Origin of the sequence: Flavobacterium tagetis, assembly GCF_016735615.1 — a bacterium.
Classification (GTDB): Bacteria; Bacteroidota; Bacteroidia; order Flavobacteriales; family Flavobacteriaceae; genus Flavobacterium; species Flavobacterium tagetis.
In genome coordinates this window covers 101,018-120,156 of the sequence record NZ_JAERSF010000003.1, presented here as the reverse complement: position 1 = coordinate 120,156, position 19,139 = coordinate 101,018, and the positions used below count along the sequence as shown (strand labels likewise).

Below are 19,139 nucleotides of genomic sequence, written 5' to 3'. Positions count from 1 at the left end.
CTATTTGTTTACAGGCTTTTTGTTTGTTAATTATCATTTTTATTGCCATTTATTAAATAGAGGCAACTCTTTTCTAAGTCTAGAAACACATCAAAAAACTAGGATTTTTTTACTTCACCAAATAATGTCGTACAAAATCCGCTCCATATGTATAATGAAGAATAGTTTTACCCTTTTCTTCAATTTTCACTTCCCCAAGTCGAGTGTTTAAATTTTTATAATTATAAACAAAAATATATTGAATAATATGTCTGTTACCAAATTTAAAATCAATACCTAACTCTATATTATCAAATTTTCCGTCAAGATTAAAATCAAATTCGTTAGTAGAATTATTAGGATATAAAACTTCGAAAAACTTTGAATATTTCTCACTATTAATCTCCACTAAATTTACCTTTTCAAGAGAAAGGAGATAATTCCTTTTTACATTGTCCCGTATTTCCATATTTACATTCTCTAATTTTACGTCACCATTATTATAGACATTTAGCAAAATCTTATTATCGCCTCTATTGAAAGCTACGTCAAAATAAGGATAACTATCGCCACCTGTTACTTGTCGATTAAGTTCATCTGTTTTTTCTTGTAATTGTTTTACAAAAAATTCATTATTTTTTGAATACTCAATATTTTGTTTGGCAAAGACATTATTAATTTCAGCTAGTTTTTTTGTTTCTCTCGAAAGCAATCCAATTAATTTAACTCTAGTTTTATTTTCATCTAGTTCACTAGCAGCTTTCTTAGAATAATCAATATTCAATTCTCCTAAATCTTTATTTATAACTGATAATTTATTAATTTGTACAGTTAAGTCTTTAATCAAGCTAACTTTTTGTCCATTCTCAGCAGATTCCTTATCTGCTTTTTCTGATGCCAAATAACTACCGAATACTGTTAAAAGTGCACCACCAATTATTACGTATTGTGGATTAATATGCTTTAGTAAAAAATCAATCATATTTAAAGATAATAGTTAGTTAACAAATATAACAAAATCAAAAAAAAGTAACTCCCCCCTAAAAGTATCTAAGTCCAAATAGAAACGTAATAAAAACTTAGCTCTCTTTTCCCATAAAAAAGATAATTTCTGCCAAGCAAAAAATTCACCTGACAAAAATTATCAAAACATAAACACAATATTTTAAAGTTTCTTTTTTCCTTGTACGGTATAAATAATCAGTGAAGAAAGAAGGCAGATTAAAGCAATTATTGCAAACAGGAATTTAGTTTCTCCCGTTTTTTCAATTATGAATCCGAGGAGCGGTTCGCCCAAAGCGGCAAATAAATAACCGCACATATTCATTATTCCGATAGAAGTTCCAGTTCTTTCGGTTCCCATAATTTCTGGACAAAGTGCCCAAAAGTTTGCTTGAGGGCCGTATACAAAAAACCCGCAGGTTATAAGCAACAGACTTATTACAAGTAAATTTGCATTGTGCGTAAAAAACAGCAGAAATGAAAGACACGAACAAATAAGCATCCCGAAAAAAATGGAGCGATAATTACTTTTAAAATAATACGTCGAAAGCTGTCCAAAAGAAAAAGCGCCTAATGCCATGCCAAGTGGCAACAAGAATGTTACCCAAATTAAGGAAGGATCTTTCTGCCAATCGTTTCCTAAAAAGTGTACGGGAATCCAAAATATTAATCCGTAGCGTGCCATACTTTCTAAACCGAACGCAAGACAGACAATTCTAAACCTCTTATTTCCTAAAACATCGCTGTAGCTTTTCTTGATTTCAGCAAAATTAAATCCTCCGGACTTTTTCTCTACGGCAACTGGCGAAGGTTTTATGAATATCAGAAAAACAGTAGCTGAAACTAAAAGCAATAAAACGGGAATTCTAAAAAGCATTCGCCATTCTAAATGCAGCGAAGTAATGTAGATAGAAATCGCAAAAGTTACAGCAGACGAAAATCCTGCCGCCATGGTATACATTCCGAATGCTTTGTTTCTTTCTTCGCTAGAAAACCAGTTGGCAATAATTCTTCCGCCTGGCGCCCAGGCCATCGATTGAAAATAGCCATTTAAAAACCATAAAATTAAAATCATGTATGGCGAATGCGTAAAGCTTATTCCTAAATTACAAGCGATTGAAAGGTAAGCTCCAAGCGGAACCAAATATTTTGGACTAAAGCGATCGGCCAGATTTCCGTTAATAAACTGTCCAATTGAATAACCAATCAGCATGGCAAAACTAATCCAGCCAATAAAAGTATACGAAATTCCGAGATCTTCTCTCATTGCTTTTGTTGCCCATCCGAAGTTGTGTCTGCCTGTATAGAAAAACAGGTAGCAAAACATGGTTAAAAAAAGCATTTGATATTTTTTTGAGATTGTTCTCATTTTTAAATATTGATTAAAACCCTGAAAGGCTTATGTTTTATAGCATATTCAAATGCTTCTTTGGTTTCTTTAAGTTCAAATTCTTTTTCGATGAAAGTTTGAAAAGGATAATCTTCAAAATGATCTTCAAAAAAAGAAACGGCATTTACAAAGTCTTCAAAATTGTAATTGTGCATTCCTTTTATGCTCAATAATTTTCTGATCATCATTTCGGGATTTATCGCAATATCTTCTGTTGGCGTTACAGCTCCAATCCAAATGTGCTGTGCCCCTATTGCGCTAAAGTTCAATCCTGTTTTTATAGCTTCAACAGAACCGCTCATATCTATTATAACATCAAAACCTTTTTTATAAAATTGGGAAGTAATATTTTCTAGTTCAGCAATTGGCGATTGTGCATTATAAATATATTTTGCACCAAAATCTTTACTTTTTGTGAGTCTTTCATCATCAATATCCAGAATGGTAACCGAAGCCGCTTTTTTCTGATCTGCGATTGATGCTGCAATTAAACCTAAAACTCCGGCACCAAGAATCAATACGTTTTTGTTTTCAATTTTATCGATTAATCGAAAAGCAGCCATTGCAGTTGCTCCGGCACAATTGATTATTGGAGCAAATTTTTGGTTTATAGATGAAGGCAGTTTCAAAATTCCTGTACCTTTTTTTAGCACGCAATGCGTTCCTAATCCGCCGTTAAATTTTTCCTCTTCAGTAAATTTCACATGTCCATACTTAAAAAGACTAGCCGATTTTTGTGGCATTTTATCTTTTACAAATTCATCTTCATTTGGCGCGGCAAAAATCGTCCAAGTAATGATGTCTCCTAACTTTAAGACATTTCCATTTAAATCGTAAAAAGGTTCATTGGAAGCCATTTCTCTAATTTCTCCCACAATTTCATGACCTAAAACTATTGGCGATGGTTCTTTTCGTCTTCCTGTAAAAGTGTGCAAATCACTTCCGCATAAGGTTGCGTATTTGTTTTTTACTAAAATTTCTCCCTTTTTAAGCTCAGGAAGTGCCGTAAATTCAGGAAGAATACTTCTTTCTCTGTCATCAAACAGCATTACGCAAGAATTACACATTTTTTGTTAAGTTGTTTAAATTATCAATTTTAAATTGAGGTCCGTTTCTTTCTCCACTATTAGGCAGCAGAATATCTTTGTTGAATTTGTAATCTATTTTTATTTCTTTCTGAGCTACATTCAAAATAAAATATCCATGAGCCGCGATGTTATTGTACACCATATGCGGATTTAATTTATAAAGCATTTCACTTTTCTTGATGATCTTTTCTTCAGAAAGGCGATCGTCATTTTTTGAAGTTATCGAAGGCGTTAAAAACTCCCATCCTGCAAAATTTTCTTTTGAAAACTCATCTTTCGCATATAATTCTAAAACATGGCTTTGATGATGATCTCCTGTCAAAATAATGGGCGGATTTTTTAATCCTTGGAAAACTTCAATTAGTCTATTTCGTTGATATGGATAACCTGTCCACCAATCTTCTTCTTTAACCGATTCTTCTTTTTTGCTTTTATAGCCCGTAAACATAACCTGATTGACCAGAAAATTCCAACGTGCATTGCTATTTTTTAATTCGTCAGATAAATATTTAAACTGTTTGTACGAAATCATTTTACGGTCTGGACTTTGTTTTCCTAGATCATTGCTTAAAAGCTGTTTATCTCTTCCATCTAATCTTTCTTCCAGAAAAATAAAATTGGCATCGTTTCCAATTTTTATGGAACGAATCATTTCTTCAGCCGATTTCGCTCTTACTGGCATCCATTCAAAATAAGCCTGCATTGCTGCCGCGCTTCTTTCTGTCCATTTTCCTTCATCGCTCTGATGATTTTTGGCGCCGTCTTTATAGGCATTGTTAGCCAATTCGTGATCATCCCAAATACAGATGAAAGGTTTATGCTGATGCGCTTTTTGAAGCTCTTTATCTTTACGATAAAGAGCATATCTTTTTCTGTAATCTCCTAGCGAAACGAGTTCATGCAACGGATCATTTTTTCTGTTGCTTTGTTCCAAGAAAACTTTATTGCAATATTCTCCCGTTCCGTATTCGTAAATGTAATCACCTAAGTGAAAAACATAATCGATATCTGGATTATCTGCAATATGACGAAAAGAAGTAAAATAACCATCCTCGTAATTATTACAGCTGATTACCGCAATCTGCAAAGGTTTTACAGCTGAATCTGGAAGAGTTTTACATACTCCAACATCAGAAATAACATTGTCATAAATAAATCTGTAATAATAAGTCTGATTTTTTTTAAGGCCAGAAACATCAACTTTAACCGTGAAATCTTTTGCTTGAGAAGTAGTCACAAAATCTTTTTTTACTTCTCTTGCGAAATTTTTATCGGTCGAAACCTGCCATTCTATTTTGCAATCTCCAATCGAATAAGTATTGATATGTGTCCAAATTATAATTGCATTTTCTGTTGGATCTCCCGAAGCTATTCCATGAATAAAATATTTATTTTCATTGGATTTTAGCAGCGATAAAAATGATGAAGGAAAAAGCAACGGCATCATCCCCAGCATTGATTGTTTTACAAAACGTCTTCTGTTCATCTTAATATAAAATAGGCAATATTACTGTTTGAATGTTATCTGTATGTTATTGAATATTAAAATCTATAACTTGCCCCTACTCGACCTCTTAATCCGTAATACTCCACTTGTTCTGGTCTTGAAACTACTCCATGATAGTAGCGTAATTCCTGATTATTAAGATTATTCAAGTCAATGAAAAAAGTAATATTCTTTGGCGTCGTGTAAGAAAGATTCATATCCAAATGAAAATCTTTATCCTGATATCTGTCGGCTCCCGGATTATCGCGAATCTCCACTAAAAATGCTTCACGATAATTGGCTGCTAATCTCGCCGCAAATCCTTTGTATTCGTAAATAAGCGATGCATTGAAAATATTTGGCGACTGGTTCATTAATCCTATTTTTTCATTTCCTCTTCCTTCCAATGTCGTTTCAGATTTGGTAAAAGTATAATTTCCTTTTAAACTAAAACAGCTCAAAAACCCAGGCAGTTCAGAGAACTTTTTATTAAAACCAACTTCAAATCCGTATAAAAAAGCATTATCAGAATTTAATGGTTTTGAGACTTTGTATAAGAACGTTTCACCGCCGACAGTTCTAATTTCATCATGTGATTGTGTATAAATCAGATCTGACAAATCTTTATAAAATGCACTTCCTGTTATATAATCACTTTTGTTTAAATAATAACTTCCTATTACATCGTAGTTCCAAGAAAAAGTAGGTTTTAAATCCACATTTCCTTCTACCACAGTATGATTATCTGGATTTACTCTCGTGCTCGGACTTAATTCGTTAAAAGCCGGACGGGCAAAAGTTCTGGTTACAGCCGCTCTTAAATCTAACTTTTTAGACGGTTTGTAAATTAAATGCGCCATTGGCAAAAAGGCTCCGTAATTTTTAGTTCCGTAAACTGGCGTAACGACTTTTGTAATGTCATTAAACTCATAACTTTTGGCATCTACCGCTGTATTTTCGTAGCGAATACCTCCAACCAAGCGGAAATCTTCGTTTATATCCCATTCACCAGATGCATAACCTGCCCAAACTTTTTCGGTTGCATCATAATTACCTGTCGCATAACTTGAGTTTGTAGCATCCTGATAATTGTATTTTAAGTTTTTTGCAATCGCAGGATTTCCCATCGGGTCAATAAAAGAACGTTCTGTCGGATAATTGAATTTCAGATTATCGTAAGTATTGTTGAGCTCAGGAAACCAATTATTCGTCGGAAAAGGTTCTCTTTCCCACTGATTTAAATACGCTTTTGGTGCTTTTGTATCGTAAATCCAAGTAATGTAACGATAGTCGTAAGTGCTTCTTTTATCTCTAAATTTTCCTCCAAATTTGATTTTTAAATCTTCATTGGCATCATAATCAAAATCTAAAGCGGCAACTTTATCTTTTTCTTCCACATTACGAATCGAAGTTACATACCTATCTAAATAGTATTTTTCTGGATTATAAGCCGTAGCAAAATGCGGCTGAATGTTATTTGCTGGATCACCAACATAACCCGCTGGTCCGTCACCTTGAAGGAATTTATAATCTTTACCATCAACTTTAACCAGATTATCATATTTTACAGTTTGAATCCAGTTTCCGTAATAATAACCACGATCGTTTTTAGTTGCAGACGAAGGCCCGTTGTAACCTGCCCATGATGTATATGAGGCTACTTTTGCATTCATTTTCAATTTGTCAGTCAATTTGCTTTCGTATCCAAATTCACCTCCGTAATTCTTAAATAAATAATCTACTGTACTCCATCTTAAAACCGCATTACTCGTTGTTTTATTAAAATAATGCATCGTTTTTCTGTTGTCTTCTTCATCCAAAAACTGACTATAATATCCTCTTGCATAGATTTTATTTCTTTTGTTGAAACGAAAATCTGTCGCAGCATTAAATCCCGTATTGGTTCTCACACCTTGATAATTTCGCACATCAAGCGTGTTTACGTTATGCAATTCATTTCCGTAAACCACTTCGTAATCATCTGTAGAATAAGTACGACGATTGTAATTGGACATTACTAAAAAACCAAACTTTTTATTAAACAATCGATTTCCGTACAAAACTGTACTGTTGAAACCTACTTTATCGTCAGCGCGAAGATTAACTGGAATACTTCCCGTAATACGAAGTGTTTCTTTTTTAGGAGAAAATTTCGGAATATAATTGATTGTTCCTCCAATTGCATCACCTTCATATTCTGGAGTAATCGCTTTAATTACCTGAATATATTCCAGAAATTCTGTCGGCAATAAATCCATCGGAACGGTACGATTTCCTAACAAATCTCCCGAAGTTTTTGCTGCTGGCATACGATCACCATTAATGGTTGCCGAACTCCATTGAGACGGCGTACCTCTTACGGTAACATATCTTCCTTCTCCCTGATCTCGGTCTATACTCACACCAGGAATTCGCTGAACTGCTTCTGCTGCACTTATATCTGGCATCTTGCCCATTGCATCTGCGCTTACTACATCCATAATCGCGTTAGATTTCTGTCGCATTTCTATTGCCTTTTTCTCTCCGCTGGTGTAATATTCTAAAACAACCTCATCTAACTTTTCTTCCTGTCCTATTATTACATTTCCTAAATCAACATTTTTATTGGAAACCGTTACCGAAATATGTTTTGCAACATAATTTTCGCTCGAAATTTCTAAATGGTACACTCCAGGTTCTAATTTTATAGAGAAATTACCATTACGGTCATTGGTTATCGTTTTTGATTTTTCTACAATCAAAATGGAAGCCGGATATAATGGTCCAGATTCAGCACTAATTTTACCTTTAACTTCTTGCGCGTAAGAAGAGCTAAAGATCAATGCAATAACAACATACAGGAATGTTTTCATGATTTATTAAAAAATTAAATGTTTTTTAACTCTGAAAGGTTATCAATAATATAATTGTGATAGTGATTTTGAAGTTCTTCTCTGCTGTAAGCGCCCGTTGTAACTCCAACCACAAGTCCGCATTTTGCATTTTCTCCCTGCTGAAGATCAGACATTGTATCGCCTACTTTTCCAACCAAAGAAGAATCAGAAATATTAAAATGTTCCATCGCTTTAAAAATCATATCTGGATAAGGGCGTCCGTGTTCTACTTCGTCTGACGTAATGCTGAAATCAAAATCAACTCCTTGTTTCCAATTTAATTTTTCGAAAATCGCATCGGCAATGGGTCTAGAAAATCCGGTATCAAAAGCTACTTTAATTCCATTATTTCTTAAATACTGAATGGTTTCATAGGCGTTTGGCGTGGCTTGAACTTCGTTGCTTTGTTTGTAGTACGCAATCATTTTCTCTACAAACGATTGGTGAATTTTATTTATTAAAGATGCATCTACATTTTCGTCATTTATTAAAATCGAAATGGCAACTGGTTTCTCATATCCCATTACAACATTGATTTCTTCGATAGAAAATTCATAACCAAATTCTTTTAAAGCAGTCTGTAATGTTAAGCCAACTTTATTTTCGTCTTGGACTGTAGTACCAGCCATATCAAATACAATTAATTCCATATTTTTTGTTTATTTTTACAGTGCAATATTACTATACCTTTGTTTACTATATGTAAACAAAAGGTAAAATAATGTTTAATTAAAATAAACTTTGTATACTTATACTAAACATGGAAGGAGTTGTAATTTTAGAGATTAGCAAACGCATCAAACAATATAGAACCGAGAAAGGCTTTACGTTACAGGAACTTGCCGATTTAAGCGGGGTCACAAAAGGAATGATTTCGCAGATTGAGAACGGAAGAAGTATTCCGTCGCTAACCGTTCTTTTAAGTATAGTGACTGCCTTACAGATTAACCTCAGCGAATTTTTTAAAGATATCAGCCAAGATGAAGAATTGGTAATTGTGAAGAGAAAAGACGATTATGATCAGTTTCAAAAAGAAGGTTCAAGCGGATTTTTATACGAGCGCTTTTTAACACGCACCATAAAAAATTCAACGGTTGATATTGTATTTCTGACATTGGAGCCAAACAGCTATAGAGATCAAGTTACTACTGATGCCTATGAATACAAATATATTTTATCTGGCGAAGTAGATTATTTAATTGCAAACGAAACGTATACTTTAAAAGAAGGCGATTCTCTGTTTTTTGACGGAAGATTAAAACACGTGCCTTTAAACAAAAGTTCTAAACCATGTAAGATGCTCATTGTTTATTTCTTTGATAATTAAATCTTGAACAAATCAATTCATTACTTTAAAATGGCAGGAAATTTTAATTCCTTCCATTTTTTTTATAACTTAATATCATATTAAATGAAAATTTGACAATACTGCAAGAAAATTATATAAGACAGCTAGCGTCCCAAGGCTGTAATTTTAGAATAATCTAATTAGAAAATTAGATATGATTATTCATTCATTAAAAAGTTATTTATATGAGATCAGAAAATTACATGTCAGAAGAGTTTGGATTTGAAATGAATTCTTATGAGGAACAGCTATTATTAAATTATGATGATTATCTAGACGGCGACTATACCAATAGACTGACCGCTTCTAACCATTACAATCTAGAGCTTGGAGAATTGGAAGATAATCTTGAATATGATTTTCATTCAGAGTATGATGAAAATGACTGGGAGGAAGAAGAAGATTTAAATGAAAAACCAGTAGGCGAATACGATGAGAATGAAGAAGAACCTGGGAGTTTTGAAATGCGAAGCTAAAAAAATACTGTTATGAAAAATTTGTCTTTACTTCTAATTTCAATTTTCTTTTTTTCATGTCAGCAGAAGGAAAATAAAGAAGCTTCTGCTGAATCACCAGCGCCCGTTGCTCAAAAAGAAAAAAAGCAGGAGAATAAACAAATTGGCGACACTATTGCTATGAATTTTAAGAATGAAGCAAATGTTTTTTTAGCGGAAGGCCATTTAGATTCTCTCAATTCAAAAGTATATGTTCAATTTAAAAATGAAGATTTGGGCGAATTAAACGCCCAAATAATTCCAGATGCAGGAAAAGGAAACATTCGTTTTAATCAAATTATTTTTCCTGATAAAACCTCAGACGGCCCTTTTGGAATGGACATGCAAATTCCACTCAAACAAAAAGGAAATCATATTTTGGTAATTGGGCATTCTTTAATGGCTGACAATCCGTATTACGGCAATTTTAAAGTGCAGTTAAACATTCAAAAAAATAAGCATTAGAATTACGCTTTAATTCTCCTTTTATTTCTCGCCCAATACGTAAGATACACAATTCCTAGAACTAACACGAGTATGTCGAATCTGATAATTTGCGGTATACGGTTGATTTGATCGTTATAATAAGTTCCTCCTAAAAGAGCGCCAGAACCAATTCCGAGTTCCATTGAGATATACATAGTTGCAACCGCTTTTCCTCTATGTTCAGGATTACTCATATCAATAGTCCATGCACTAATCGCTGGTGATAAAATACCGGTACCAACTCCGTAAATTCCGGCACCGACTAGTAACATATTGATATCTCGTCCTGCACTTATTACAAAAAGAGCGATTGAAGTTATGATTAATCCAGCCATGATTACTTTTGGTCTTCCATGCCTATCGGAAACTTTTCCTGCGCCAAAACGAACCATAACCGAAGCTACTGTAAAAGCTGTAAAAAACAATCCTTTATTCGTTGCGCCTAAATGTTCACTCCAATCTGGAATTAAAGTTAAAATAAGTCCGAATGCGGTGTACGAAAGAAAAGTGATAATTCCTGCTGGGAACACATTTCTATCTACAATATCATTTCGTCCAATATAAAACATAGATTTGTTCAATTTCTCTTTTGTCGCCAGCGTTTCTTTCATATTAAAAACAATAATAATCGATAAAAAAGCTAAAAAAGACGAACTGTAAAACATTGCATTCATTCCATAAGCATTCACAATCATACTGCCTAATGCTGGTCCCATTGCTCCGCCAATACTAAAACATAATCCGTGCATTCCGAGTGCTTCGCCCCATCTGTGTTGCGGAATAATATCTGCGACATAAGCTGATGTTGACGTAGGTTTAAATCCTGTCGAAAAACCATGAACTAAACGCAAAAGCAAGAATCCTGAAACAGAACTTAAAATAGGATACAAAAATCCGCATACCACACAAACCGAAGAACCTATTGCCATAACAGGGACACGTCCCCATTTGTCTGTAAGTTTTCCACTAAACGGACGGGAAATTGCAGCTGTTAATGTAAATAATGATATGATAAGTCCTTTGTATTCTGCTCCTCCAAGACTGCTTAAGTAATTTGGAAGCTCTGGTATCATCATATTAAAACTTGATGAAAATAATAAAGAACTCAAGCAAAGTAAAATGAATTGTAAGGTATAAATTGATTTTTCGTTTTGTGACATTATTGGATTTTTATATAACTAAAGGCTGATAGAAAATTATAATTTTTAAAATAATTCCAGCTGATTGTTTGGGTTTATAGGTTTCTTTTTAGGAGGTTTCGCATCGCCAAAAACGGTTCTTCCTCCGTATTTATGCGATTCCTCTCTTTCTCTCTGAATTAAAGCATCGAAATTGGAGTTTGGTGTAAAACTTTCTTCTGCTTTCCGCGAAATCTCAGATAGTTTCTGAATAGCACTCAATTTATCGCTATTTCCGATTTTAGCACGATTTATAGCTCTTTGAAGCGTATCAATAGTTTCATCATAGATTTTAACGGGAACAGGAAACGGATGTCCGTCTTTTCCGCCATGAGCAAATGAAAAACGTGCTGGATCTTCAAATCGTGTTGGAGTTCCGTAAATTATTTCGCTTACCAATGCTAAAGACTGCAAAGCTCTTGGTCCCATTCCTTTTAAAAGCAGTAATTCTTCAAAATCTTCTGGTTTGTTTTCATGGGTAGTCCAAAGCATTGCGCCCAGTCTTTTCATATTGACATCTTCCATTCTCACATCATGATGCGCGGGCATAGAAAGATGCTGCATTTCTTTTATGATTTTAACTGGTGATTCTTTTACCAATTCTAAAATACCTTCTCGAGATTTTGTAGCGGCATTGGCAGTAAGATTTAAAATTGCGCCTTGATTTTCGCCATAAATAAAAGTGTGAGGTTCGTTTATAAAAGACTTTAAATCTTGCGAATGCCAATGATATCTTCTGGCTGTTCGAGAATTCGGATTCATTCCTTGCTGAATAACGGCCCAATGTCCTTTATTATCAACAATAAAATTATGCTGATACAATTGAAATCCGTCTTGAATGGCGGTATTGTCTACTTTGGCGGTAAGTCTGCTACAGCTGGCAAGATTAATTCCGTCGAGACCTGTTTTTTCGCCCACAAATAAAAGTTCCTGCGGCGTTGCCATAGAATATTTTCCTTTTCCTCCGCAGATATAAATTCCGAGTTCTTTTGAATGCGGATTAACCGATTTTTTTAATGCTCCAAGCACCGAAGTTGTAATTCCAGACGAATGCCAATCCATACCCATTACGGCTCCAAAACTCTGAAACCAAAACGGATTACTTAATTTACTTATAACTTCGGCAGTCGAAAATTCCATCGCAATGGTTTCTACAATCGCAAAACCAAGTTTAGACATTCGTTCAGCAAGCCATAATGGAACATGTCCATAATGTAAAGGAAGATCTGCTGTACCGGAACGTTTCATTTGCTAGAATTATAATCCTGCAAAAATACTTTATTTAATTGTGAATTATAAATTGTTAATTGTTAATTCAAGTGTAAAAAGTTTAAGGTGTGAAATGTGAATTGTGAGATGTAAAAACTACTTGCGTAACAGATTTCACTTCTCACCTCTTACATTTCACAATTAACTAATCTCAATATCTTCGGCAGGTTCTTCAATGGGTTCTGAATTATCATCCAGCCAAGCAACAAAGAGTTTGTAACCTATTGAAAACACAATTGGTCCAACAAATAATCCTATAAAACCTGACATGATGAATCCGCCTATCACACCTAAAAAAATCACGAGCATGGGTACAAGAGCGCCTTTTCCTAGCAATAATGGTTTTAGAACATTATCTGATAATCCGCTGATAATGAAAAACACCGTCCAAAAAATAGCATAACCAGAATCTCCTGTTGAAAAAAGGTAAATAATAACGCCAATATTAATTATAATTGGTCCGATCTGTAGAATAGAAAATATCAGACAGATCAACGTCAAAATTCCGGCGTATGGAATATCGGCCCAAAACAATCCAATTGCCTGAATAATGGTCTGAATAACGGCAACGCCCAAAATACCTTTAACCACTTGGTAAATAGTTGAAACCGAAATGGTCATAATTTCTTCGGCTTCACTTCCTGCAATTTTTCTAAGAAATTTCATAAAGAAAGTTTTACCACCTGGCGATACTAATAAAACTCCTGCAATAATTACTGACAATATAAACTGAAGAAATGCAGCACCAGAACTCAAAATACTGGCCATAATTTTAGACGACAATTCTCGTATCTGATCTTGGTACTTTACAACACTTTGTTCCAAATCTGTTGATAAAGAAAGTAAAAACTCATAAAGCGGTTTACCAATTATCGGCCACTCTTTTATAGAAGCTCCTGGCGGAGTAATTTTTAATGTTCCTGCTTCAAAACTGTTTTTCAGTTCTATAAAATTACCGCTTGCCGCTTTAAGAAAATAAATAAGAGGCACCACCATAATAGCAATAAGCAAGATAGTAATAACAACCGATGCCAGTGCTTTACGTCCTTTTAATATTCGCTGCAGCGAATTAAACAAAGGATAAAACACAACAGACAATATTACAGCCCAAAGAATAGGCATAAAAAAAGGCAGCAGCAACTTAAGACAGAATCCCACAAGGAGAAAAATAAAAAATAACTGCAAAATAGTATCAAAGAGTTCTTTCTTTTTAGTCGAATTGGTTGTTTTCATGGTTATTGTTTTTAATGGTGAATGGTAATTGTGAGTTGTAAATTGTGAATTGTGAATTGTTAATAGTAAATGAATTCTCTCTATAAATCTCTACTCTAACTTCTTTAATCTTGCTTCTTGCCTCTTTCTTCTCTAATCTTTACTCTTTCTTCTATAATCTTGATTCTTCCCAGTCTTATTAGTCGCAAAATTGGCATCTGAAACCAGTCTTCCAATTAAGATTACGGGATATAAAACGCCCGTAAGCACTTCGATTTGGACTAAAGATCTAGCCAAAGGATGGAGAGGCACAATCTCACCAAAGCCCGTAGAAGTGATACAGACATAACTGAAATACATAAAACTAGCTAGATCGCTATTACTCGAAAATTTAGATTCGGTTATTTGAAAAGAGCCTTCAATATGCTGGAAAAGAAATAAATAAAGCGTAGACCAAAAGTGAACCAAAAGCATGTACACAACAATTGACCCTACAATGCGATAAGTTGTTACAGGACCAGGTTCTAAAACCTTTATTAAAACCAAAGTGATCAAAAGCAGCATAATCGCAACCGAGAGAATTAAATCGGCAACGAGGATGAAAATATTATGTTCAAAATAATTAATCCATTGTGTTATAATAAACAAAAAGGGAATTATCGAGATCAGAACAGCTTGCTTTTTATGTTTGGATAATGCAATAATTCCGGCAAAGAGAAATAGCATCCAAAATATATTTACCGCAGCCATAAAACGCGTATAACCACCAAAAAACGGAATGATAATAAAGTGCATGATAAACAGAAGTATCAGCATACCACTCAGTCCGCTTTCTTGTGTCCAAAAGCGATATAAAAAACGGCTTTTTTTAACTATCATAATATAAATTCTAAATATTAAATTCCAAATTCCAATCCCGAAGCCTAAGATTCCAAAAAACTAAATTCTAAATTCCAATATCAAAGCCTAAGGACAAATTCTATATTCTATATTCTATATTCTATATTCTATATTCTTGCTTCTTGCTTCTTGCTTCTTTACTCTTCACCCTCAAATCGGTATCGGCTCTACTTCTACTCTTCCAATTGGTCTTCGCCAAAGTTTGAAAATCAGTATTACAAAAATTGGAAGAAAACAAACTGCCGACATTACGAGATAAATATCTTTGTAAGCCAATAACATAGAAGCTTGAGAAGTTTGATTGGAAAGGCTTTTCTCTGCTTTTTTCTGCGCTTCGGCATCTGATAATCCCATGAATAAAAATTGCCTTTTTGAGTTTTCCAGCTGTTGTTCGGCCTGTTTGTTTAGCGGACTCAATTGCTGACTCAGACCTGTTTTATGCTGTACATTCATGTTCGAAATAAAAGTTCCTAAAACAGCCCCTCCAAGTAAAGAAGCAAAAACAGCCTGAGCAATAATTCCCGTCATCATGCGAGACGTGCTCAAAAACGGAGGAATTCCTTCTGAAATATATAAGAGTGAAACAGGGAAAAGAAACCCCATTCCTAACCCTTTAAAAATTAAAGGCAGATAAAAATCAAACGCATCGATTCCGGGATAAAATCTGAAAAAAAGTATAATATGATACATTCCGTAGCAGGCAAAACCAATTACCCAAATCGTAGCCAGATAAATGCGTTTGTATAAAAGATAAGTCGAAAGCGGAATCGAGATGCACAATCCAATTAAAAGCGAAAGATGCGTTACTGCTCCCAAAACAGAATCAAAACCTAAAATATTAGTCATATATCCTGTTACGACGCTTCCCGTTCCATTTATTAATCCGATATAAAACATCAAAAATGCGCCTGGAATCACATTCTTAAATTTGTAAACATCGGGATTAATTAAAGGTTCTTCCGTAAAACGAACATGAAGCAGATAGATTCCTGCCACAATAAATAAAACTGTAAAAGCCAGCGTTATTTTAGGATCGCTGAACCAATTTCTAGTTTGTCCTTCGGCACATAAAAAAAGAATAATCGTAAAAAATAAAATCAGGATGATCCAACCTCGCCAATCAAATTGGAATTTGGTTTTCATGGGTGCCACATCGGCTTTATAAAAATACCAAGCCAAAAGAATGCAGATCAAAAAATTGACATTCAGGAAATAAATTCCAAACGTCCAATTATGAAAACTTACAAAATGCGCTCCCAAATATTGATACAAATGCTGGCTTCCTTTCTGGATAAACTGAAAAATTCCGTACAGCAAAGCCATATTTAAAGCAGGATTGTATTTTAATAAAATAGGCACCATCGAAGCAAATATTCCTATAACCGAAACCATTGCCAAAAGAGAACGGCATAAAACAAACCAAGCAATTGTTGGTGCAAACAATGAAGCAGTATTGAAGATTAAGGATAAAAATGAAACCGATAAAATCATGGTTCTAACCTTGATTTGTTTTCCTAATTTCAAACCTAAAGGCAGAAAAGCTAGCATAACAAAAATGGGAACGTAAACCGCATAGCTAAAAGCGGTTGTAGAGGGACCAAAATGTCCTAATATCTGCGAATTATCATAAGTCGTAACATTGAGTCCGTTAAAAAAAGGAATCGTCAGGATGTACAATCCTGTCAGTGTAAAAACGCTTCCTTTTTTTCCTGCAAACATCTTTTATTTTTTTACATCAACTGTTACATTCATTCCAGGTCTTACTTCCTGAAGCTCTTTTGTGGGAGTTTCAAATTCAATTCTAACAGGAATACGCTGTGTGATTTTTACAAAATTTCCAGTTGAATTATCGGGTTCTACCATTGAGAATTTGGCTCCCGTGGCAGGAGAAAAACCAACTACTTTTCCTTTAAACTCTTTTCCATCCAAGGCATCAATCGTAATGGTTACTTCTTGTCCCTGTTTTATTTTCTCTATTTGCGTTTCTTTAAAATTGGCCGAAATCCATAATTTTTCAGTTAGCACAATTGTCGCAATGGTTTGGTTAGCATTGATTAATTCGCCAATAGACAAATTTCGTTCGCCCACAAAACCACTGGTTGGAGCCATAATGACTGTATATGACAATTGAAGTTTTGCCGCATCCAGATCTGCTTTCTTTCTGGCAACCGTCGCCGTGGCAGCTTCAAGATTAATAGAACTCTGTTTGGTAATCGAACTGCTCGCGTCCAAACCTTTTCTGCCCGCCTTTACATACGCTTCTTCCGATTTTAATTTGGAAATAACCTGATCGTACTGATTTCGCGTTACGGCCGAATCGGCATACATATTTTTGAAACGCTGATAGTCTTTTTGCGCTTTGTCTAAACTCGCCAAATCCCCAGCCAATTTCTCTTTTCCCGAAGCCTGATTAGAAATAGAAGTCGTAATATTTTGCTGCAACGAATGCAAATTTCCTTCGGCTATAGCCAAATCTGCTTCGGCCTGCTTGACTTTAATAATATATTCTGAATCGTCTAAAACAACCAATGTATCTCCTTTCTGAACCTTCTGATTGGCTTCGAAACGTATTTCTTTAATATGTCCCGTAGCACGTGCCACGACATTATTGATGTAAGCTTCAACTTGGGCATTATTGGTGGTTTCATAAGAACTGAAATCAAAGAATAAACTTAAAATCCACAAACCGCCCGCAATCAAAAAAACAAATGACAATACCGTTAGAATTGTGTTTCTTCTTTTTTCATTTTTCTGAACCGCTCCGTTTTGTGTATCTGCTTCGCTCATAACAAGATGTATTAAAGTTTGCCCATTGCATATTGAAGTGAGTAATATTGAATGATTAAATCTAAATTGGCGTTTACAAGTGAAATTCTAGAGTTGTTCAGCTGTAATTCTGCATCAACAATCTCGCTGATTAAAGCAAAATCGTTGTCATAACGGCTTTTCACAATTTTATAATTGCTCATCGACAACTCTACATCTTTTTTGTAGGTTTTGATATTTTCTTTGCTTTCTGCATATCTCACATAAGCATTTTTAACTTCGGTAGTAATTTGGTCTTTGGTCACTTCTAGGGCAATATTACTTTTATCAATTTCCAGTTTATCGCCGCTAATGCGATGTTTCAAATTATAAAAACTCGAAATATCCCAATTCAAAGAAAGTCCCGCCGCCCAATAATTGAGAATATTGACATAATTGGGCCATTGCGCCGGATATTCGGTATTCAGAATAATATTTGCATTTAAGTTGGGTTTAAATCCGCTTTTGGTCAAACTCAATGACGATTCCGATAACTTGATTCTTATTCCCGCCCGTTTTATTTCCTCTCTATTCTGAAAAGCCTCTTCCAAACTTTGCTGTAGATTCATATTTTCTGTCGGAATCATGCTTTCTGTCACTTCTGGTTTCAGAATCGTATTGGTTGGAAAACCGATTAAAATGTCCAAATAATTGCTAATAAGCTGAATAGTATTGGTACTTCTAAAAACCGAAACTTTAAAATTAGATTGCTGCAATTCGGTTCTCAAAAGATCACTCGTAAGATTCTGACCATTTTTTACACGCGATTTTAACTGATTTATTCGGATATCGGTATTGATAATATTCTGTTTCGTGACCTCAATCTGACGGTATAATTTCTCAAGTGTAAAATATTGCTCTGTAATCGCATTCTTGACATCGGCTTCTGTCATTTTCACAGCAGATTCCTGCATCTCACTGATTAATTCCTGCTGATTAATTCTGGTATTAATGGCATTTCCAGCATAAATTGGGAGTGAAGAAACAATATTGGCAAAACCTTGATGATCGTAATAATCTACGGTAACATTTCTAGCATAAAATCCTTCATAGATTTTGGGATCACCAATATAATTATAGCCACCATTTAAGCTTATTCTTGGCGCTTTTGCAATTTTGGCCTGACTGACATTTTCATTCGCAATAGCCAAATCTGCATTGGCCAATTTTAATTGACGGTTATTTTTAATGCCTAATAAAATGGCTTCATCCAATCTTATTTTTTTTGCAGACGCCAGACTGATCGCATCCTGCTGCGCAAAACTTACATTGAGACTGCAGCTCAATAAAAAAAGAGCTAAATGCTTTAAACGAAAAACTTTAAACCGCCAATAGCTCATGAGATGATATTGATTTAATTTTGCACTTTTGGGAAATTTGCAATCAACATTAGCAGAACTTTCGAGAGAATTAAATTTTAGCTAGGCGGAAAAATTACGATGGTTAATTTGGATTCTGCTATTCCAACATTATGATTTTCGTATAAATTTAAACAATTCTTATTCAATACTTTATACTATAAACAATCAAAATTGTTTCATTTTATAAAATGGAACAATTTTAAGAAATTCCAGCCCTGTTTTAAGCCATAAAAAAATTGCAACAATCAAATAGATCATTGCAATTTTA

The 19,139-nt window shown here is 34.4% G+C and carries 16 protein-coding genes; 3 read left to right on the top strand and 13 right to left on the bottom strand.

From position 1 onward, the window contains the following. Positions 1-109: 109 nt before the first annotated feature. From JI750_RS14655 to JI750_RS14630, 6 genes are all read right to left on the bottom strand, one after another. Entirely contained in the window at positions 110-961 is an 852-nt protein-coding gene (locus JI750_RS14655) for a hypothetical protein (protein ID WP_202003387.1), read from the bottom strand. A 183-nt stretch (positions 962-1,144) separates the two neighbouring features. Next, complete coding sequence (locus tag JI750_RS14650) at positions 1,145-2,350, bottom strand: MFS transporter (protein ID WP_202003384.1); 1,206 nt, start codon at positions 2,348-2,350, stop codon at positions 1,145-1,147. Between the two features lie 2 nt (positions 2,351-2,352). Then, a complete protein-coding gene (locus JI750_RS14645) occupies positions 2,353-3,438 on the bottom strand; it encodes a zinc-binding dehydrogenase (protein WP_202003380.1) in 1,086 nt (361 codons plus the stop codon). Continuing rightward, complete coding sequence (locus JI750_RS14640; RefSeq protein ID WP_202003377.1) at positions 3,431-4,945, bottom strand: alkaline phosphatase D family protein; 1,515 nt, start codon at positions 4,943-4,945, stop codon at positions 3,431-3,433. The genes JI750_RS14645 and JI750_RS14640 overlap by 8 nt, the downstream gene beginning before the upstream one ends. 56 nt (positions 4,946-5,001) lie before the next feature. Further along, a complete protein-coding gene (locus JI750_RS14635; protein ID WP_202003375.1) occupies positions 5,002-7,797 on the bottom strand; it encodes a TonB-dependent receptor in 2,796 nt (931 codons plus the stop codon). 14 nt (positions 7,798-7,811) lie between these two features. Continuing rightward, positions 7,812-8,468, bottom strand: a complete 657-nt coding sequence (locus tag JI750_RS14630) for an HAD hydrolase-like protein (RefSeq protein WP_202003372.1) — start codon at positions 8,466-8,468, stop codon at positions 7,812-7,814. Positions 8,469-8,578: 110 nt separating this feature from the next. On the opposite strand from JI750_RS14630, the gene JI750_RS14625 reads away from it, so the two are divergent. The 3 genes from JI750_RS14625 (at position 8,579) to JI750_RS14615 (ending at position 10,125) form a co-directional block, all read left to right on the top strand. Beyond that, complete coding sequence (locus JI750_RS14625) at positions 8,579-9,145, top strand: helix-turn-helix domain-containing protein (protein ID WP_202003369.1); 567 nt, start codon at positions 8,579-8,581, stop codon at positions 9,143-9,145. 206 nt (positions 9,146-9,351) lie between these two features. Beyond that, positions 9,352-9,642 (top strand): hypothetical protein, encoded by a 291-nt coding sequence (locus JI750_RS14620; protein ID WP_202003366.1) that lies wholly within the window; start codon positions 9,352-9,354, stop codon positions 9,640-9,642. A gap of 12 nt (positions 9,643-9,654) precedes the next feature. Further along, positions 9,655-10,125 carry a hypothetical protein gene (locus tag JI750_RS14615; RefSeq protein WP_202003363.1) on the top strand — a complete coding sequence of 157 codons (471 nt, stop codon included), beginning with the start codon at positions 9,655-9,657 and terminating at the stop codon, positions 10,123-10,125. Between the two features lie 2 nt (positions 10,126-10,127). On the opposite strand, the gene JI750_RS14610 is transcribed toward JI750_RS14615, so the two are convergent. The 7 genes from JI750_RS14610 to JI750_RS14580 form a co-directional block, all read right to left on the bottom strand. After that, positions 10,128-11,306 (bottom strand): MFS transporter, encoded by a 1,179-nt coding sequence (locus JI750_RS14610; protein ID WP_202003360.1) that lies wholly within the window; start codon positions 11,304-11,306, stop codon positions 10,128-10,130. A 45-nt stretch (positions 11,307-11,351) separates the two neighbouring features. Continuing rightward, positions 11,352-12,572 carry a DUF763 domain-containing protein gene (locus JI750_RS14605; RefSeq protein ID WP_202003357.1) on the bottom strand — a complete coding sequence of 407 codons (1,221 nt, stop codon included), beginning with the start codon at positions 12,570-12,572 and terminating at the stop codon, positions 11,352-11,354. Positions 12,573-12,734: 162 nt separating this feature from the next. Beyond that, on the bottom strand, positions 12,735-13,826 hold the full coding sequence (locus JI750_RS14600) for an AI-2E family transporter (RefSeq protein ID WP_202003355.1): 1,092 nt from the start codon (positions 13,824-13,826) through the stop codon (positions 12,735-12,737). Positions 13,827-13,958: 132 nt separating this feature from the next. Continuing rightward, entirely contained in the window at positions 13,959-14,684 is a 726-nt protein-coding gene (locus JI750_RS14595) for an ion channel (protein WP_202003353.1), read from the bottom strand. A 171-nt stretch (positions 14,685-14,855) separates the two neighbouring features. Then, on the bottom strand, positions 14,856-16,424 hold the full coding sequence (locus JI750_RS14590; RefSeq protein ID WP_202003351.1) for an efflux MFS transporter permease: 1,569 nt from the start codon (positions 16,422-16,424) through the stop codon (positions 14,856-14,858). Between the two features lie 3 nt (positions 16,425-16,427). Further along, the gene (locus tag JI750_RS14585; protein WP_202003349.1) at positions 16,428-17,492 is read right to left on the bottom strand and encodes an HlyD family secretion protein; all 1,065 of its coding nucleotides are present in this window, start codon (positions 17,490-17,492) and stop codon (positions 16,428-16,430) included. An 11-nt stretch (positions 17,493-17,503) separates the two neighbouring features. Next, positions 17,504-18,724 (bottom strand): TolC family protein, encoded by a 1,221-nt coding sequence (locus JI750_RS14580; protein WP_202003347.1) that lies wholly within the window; start codon positions 18,722-18,724, stop codon positions 17,504-17,506. Positions 18,725-19,139: the final 415 nt, after the last annotated feature.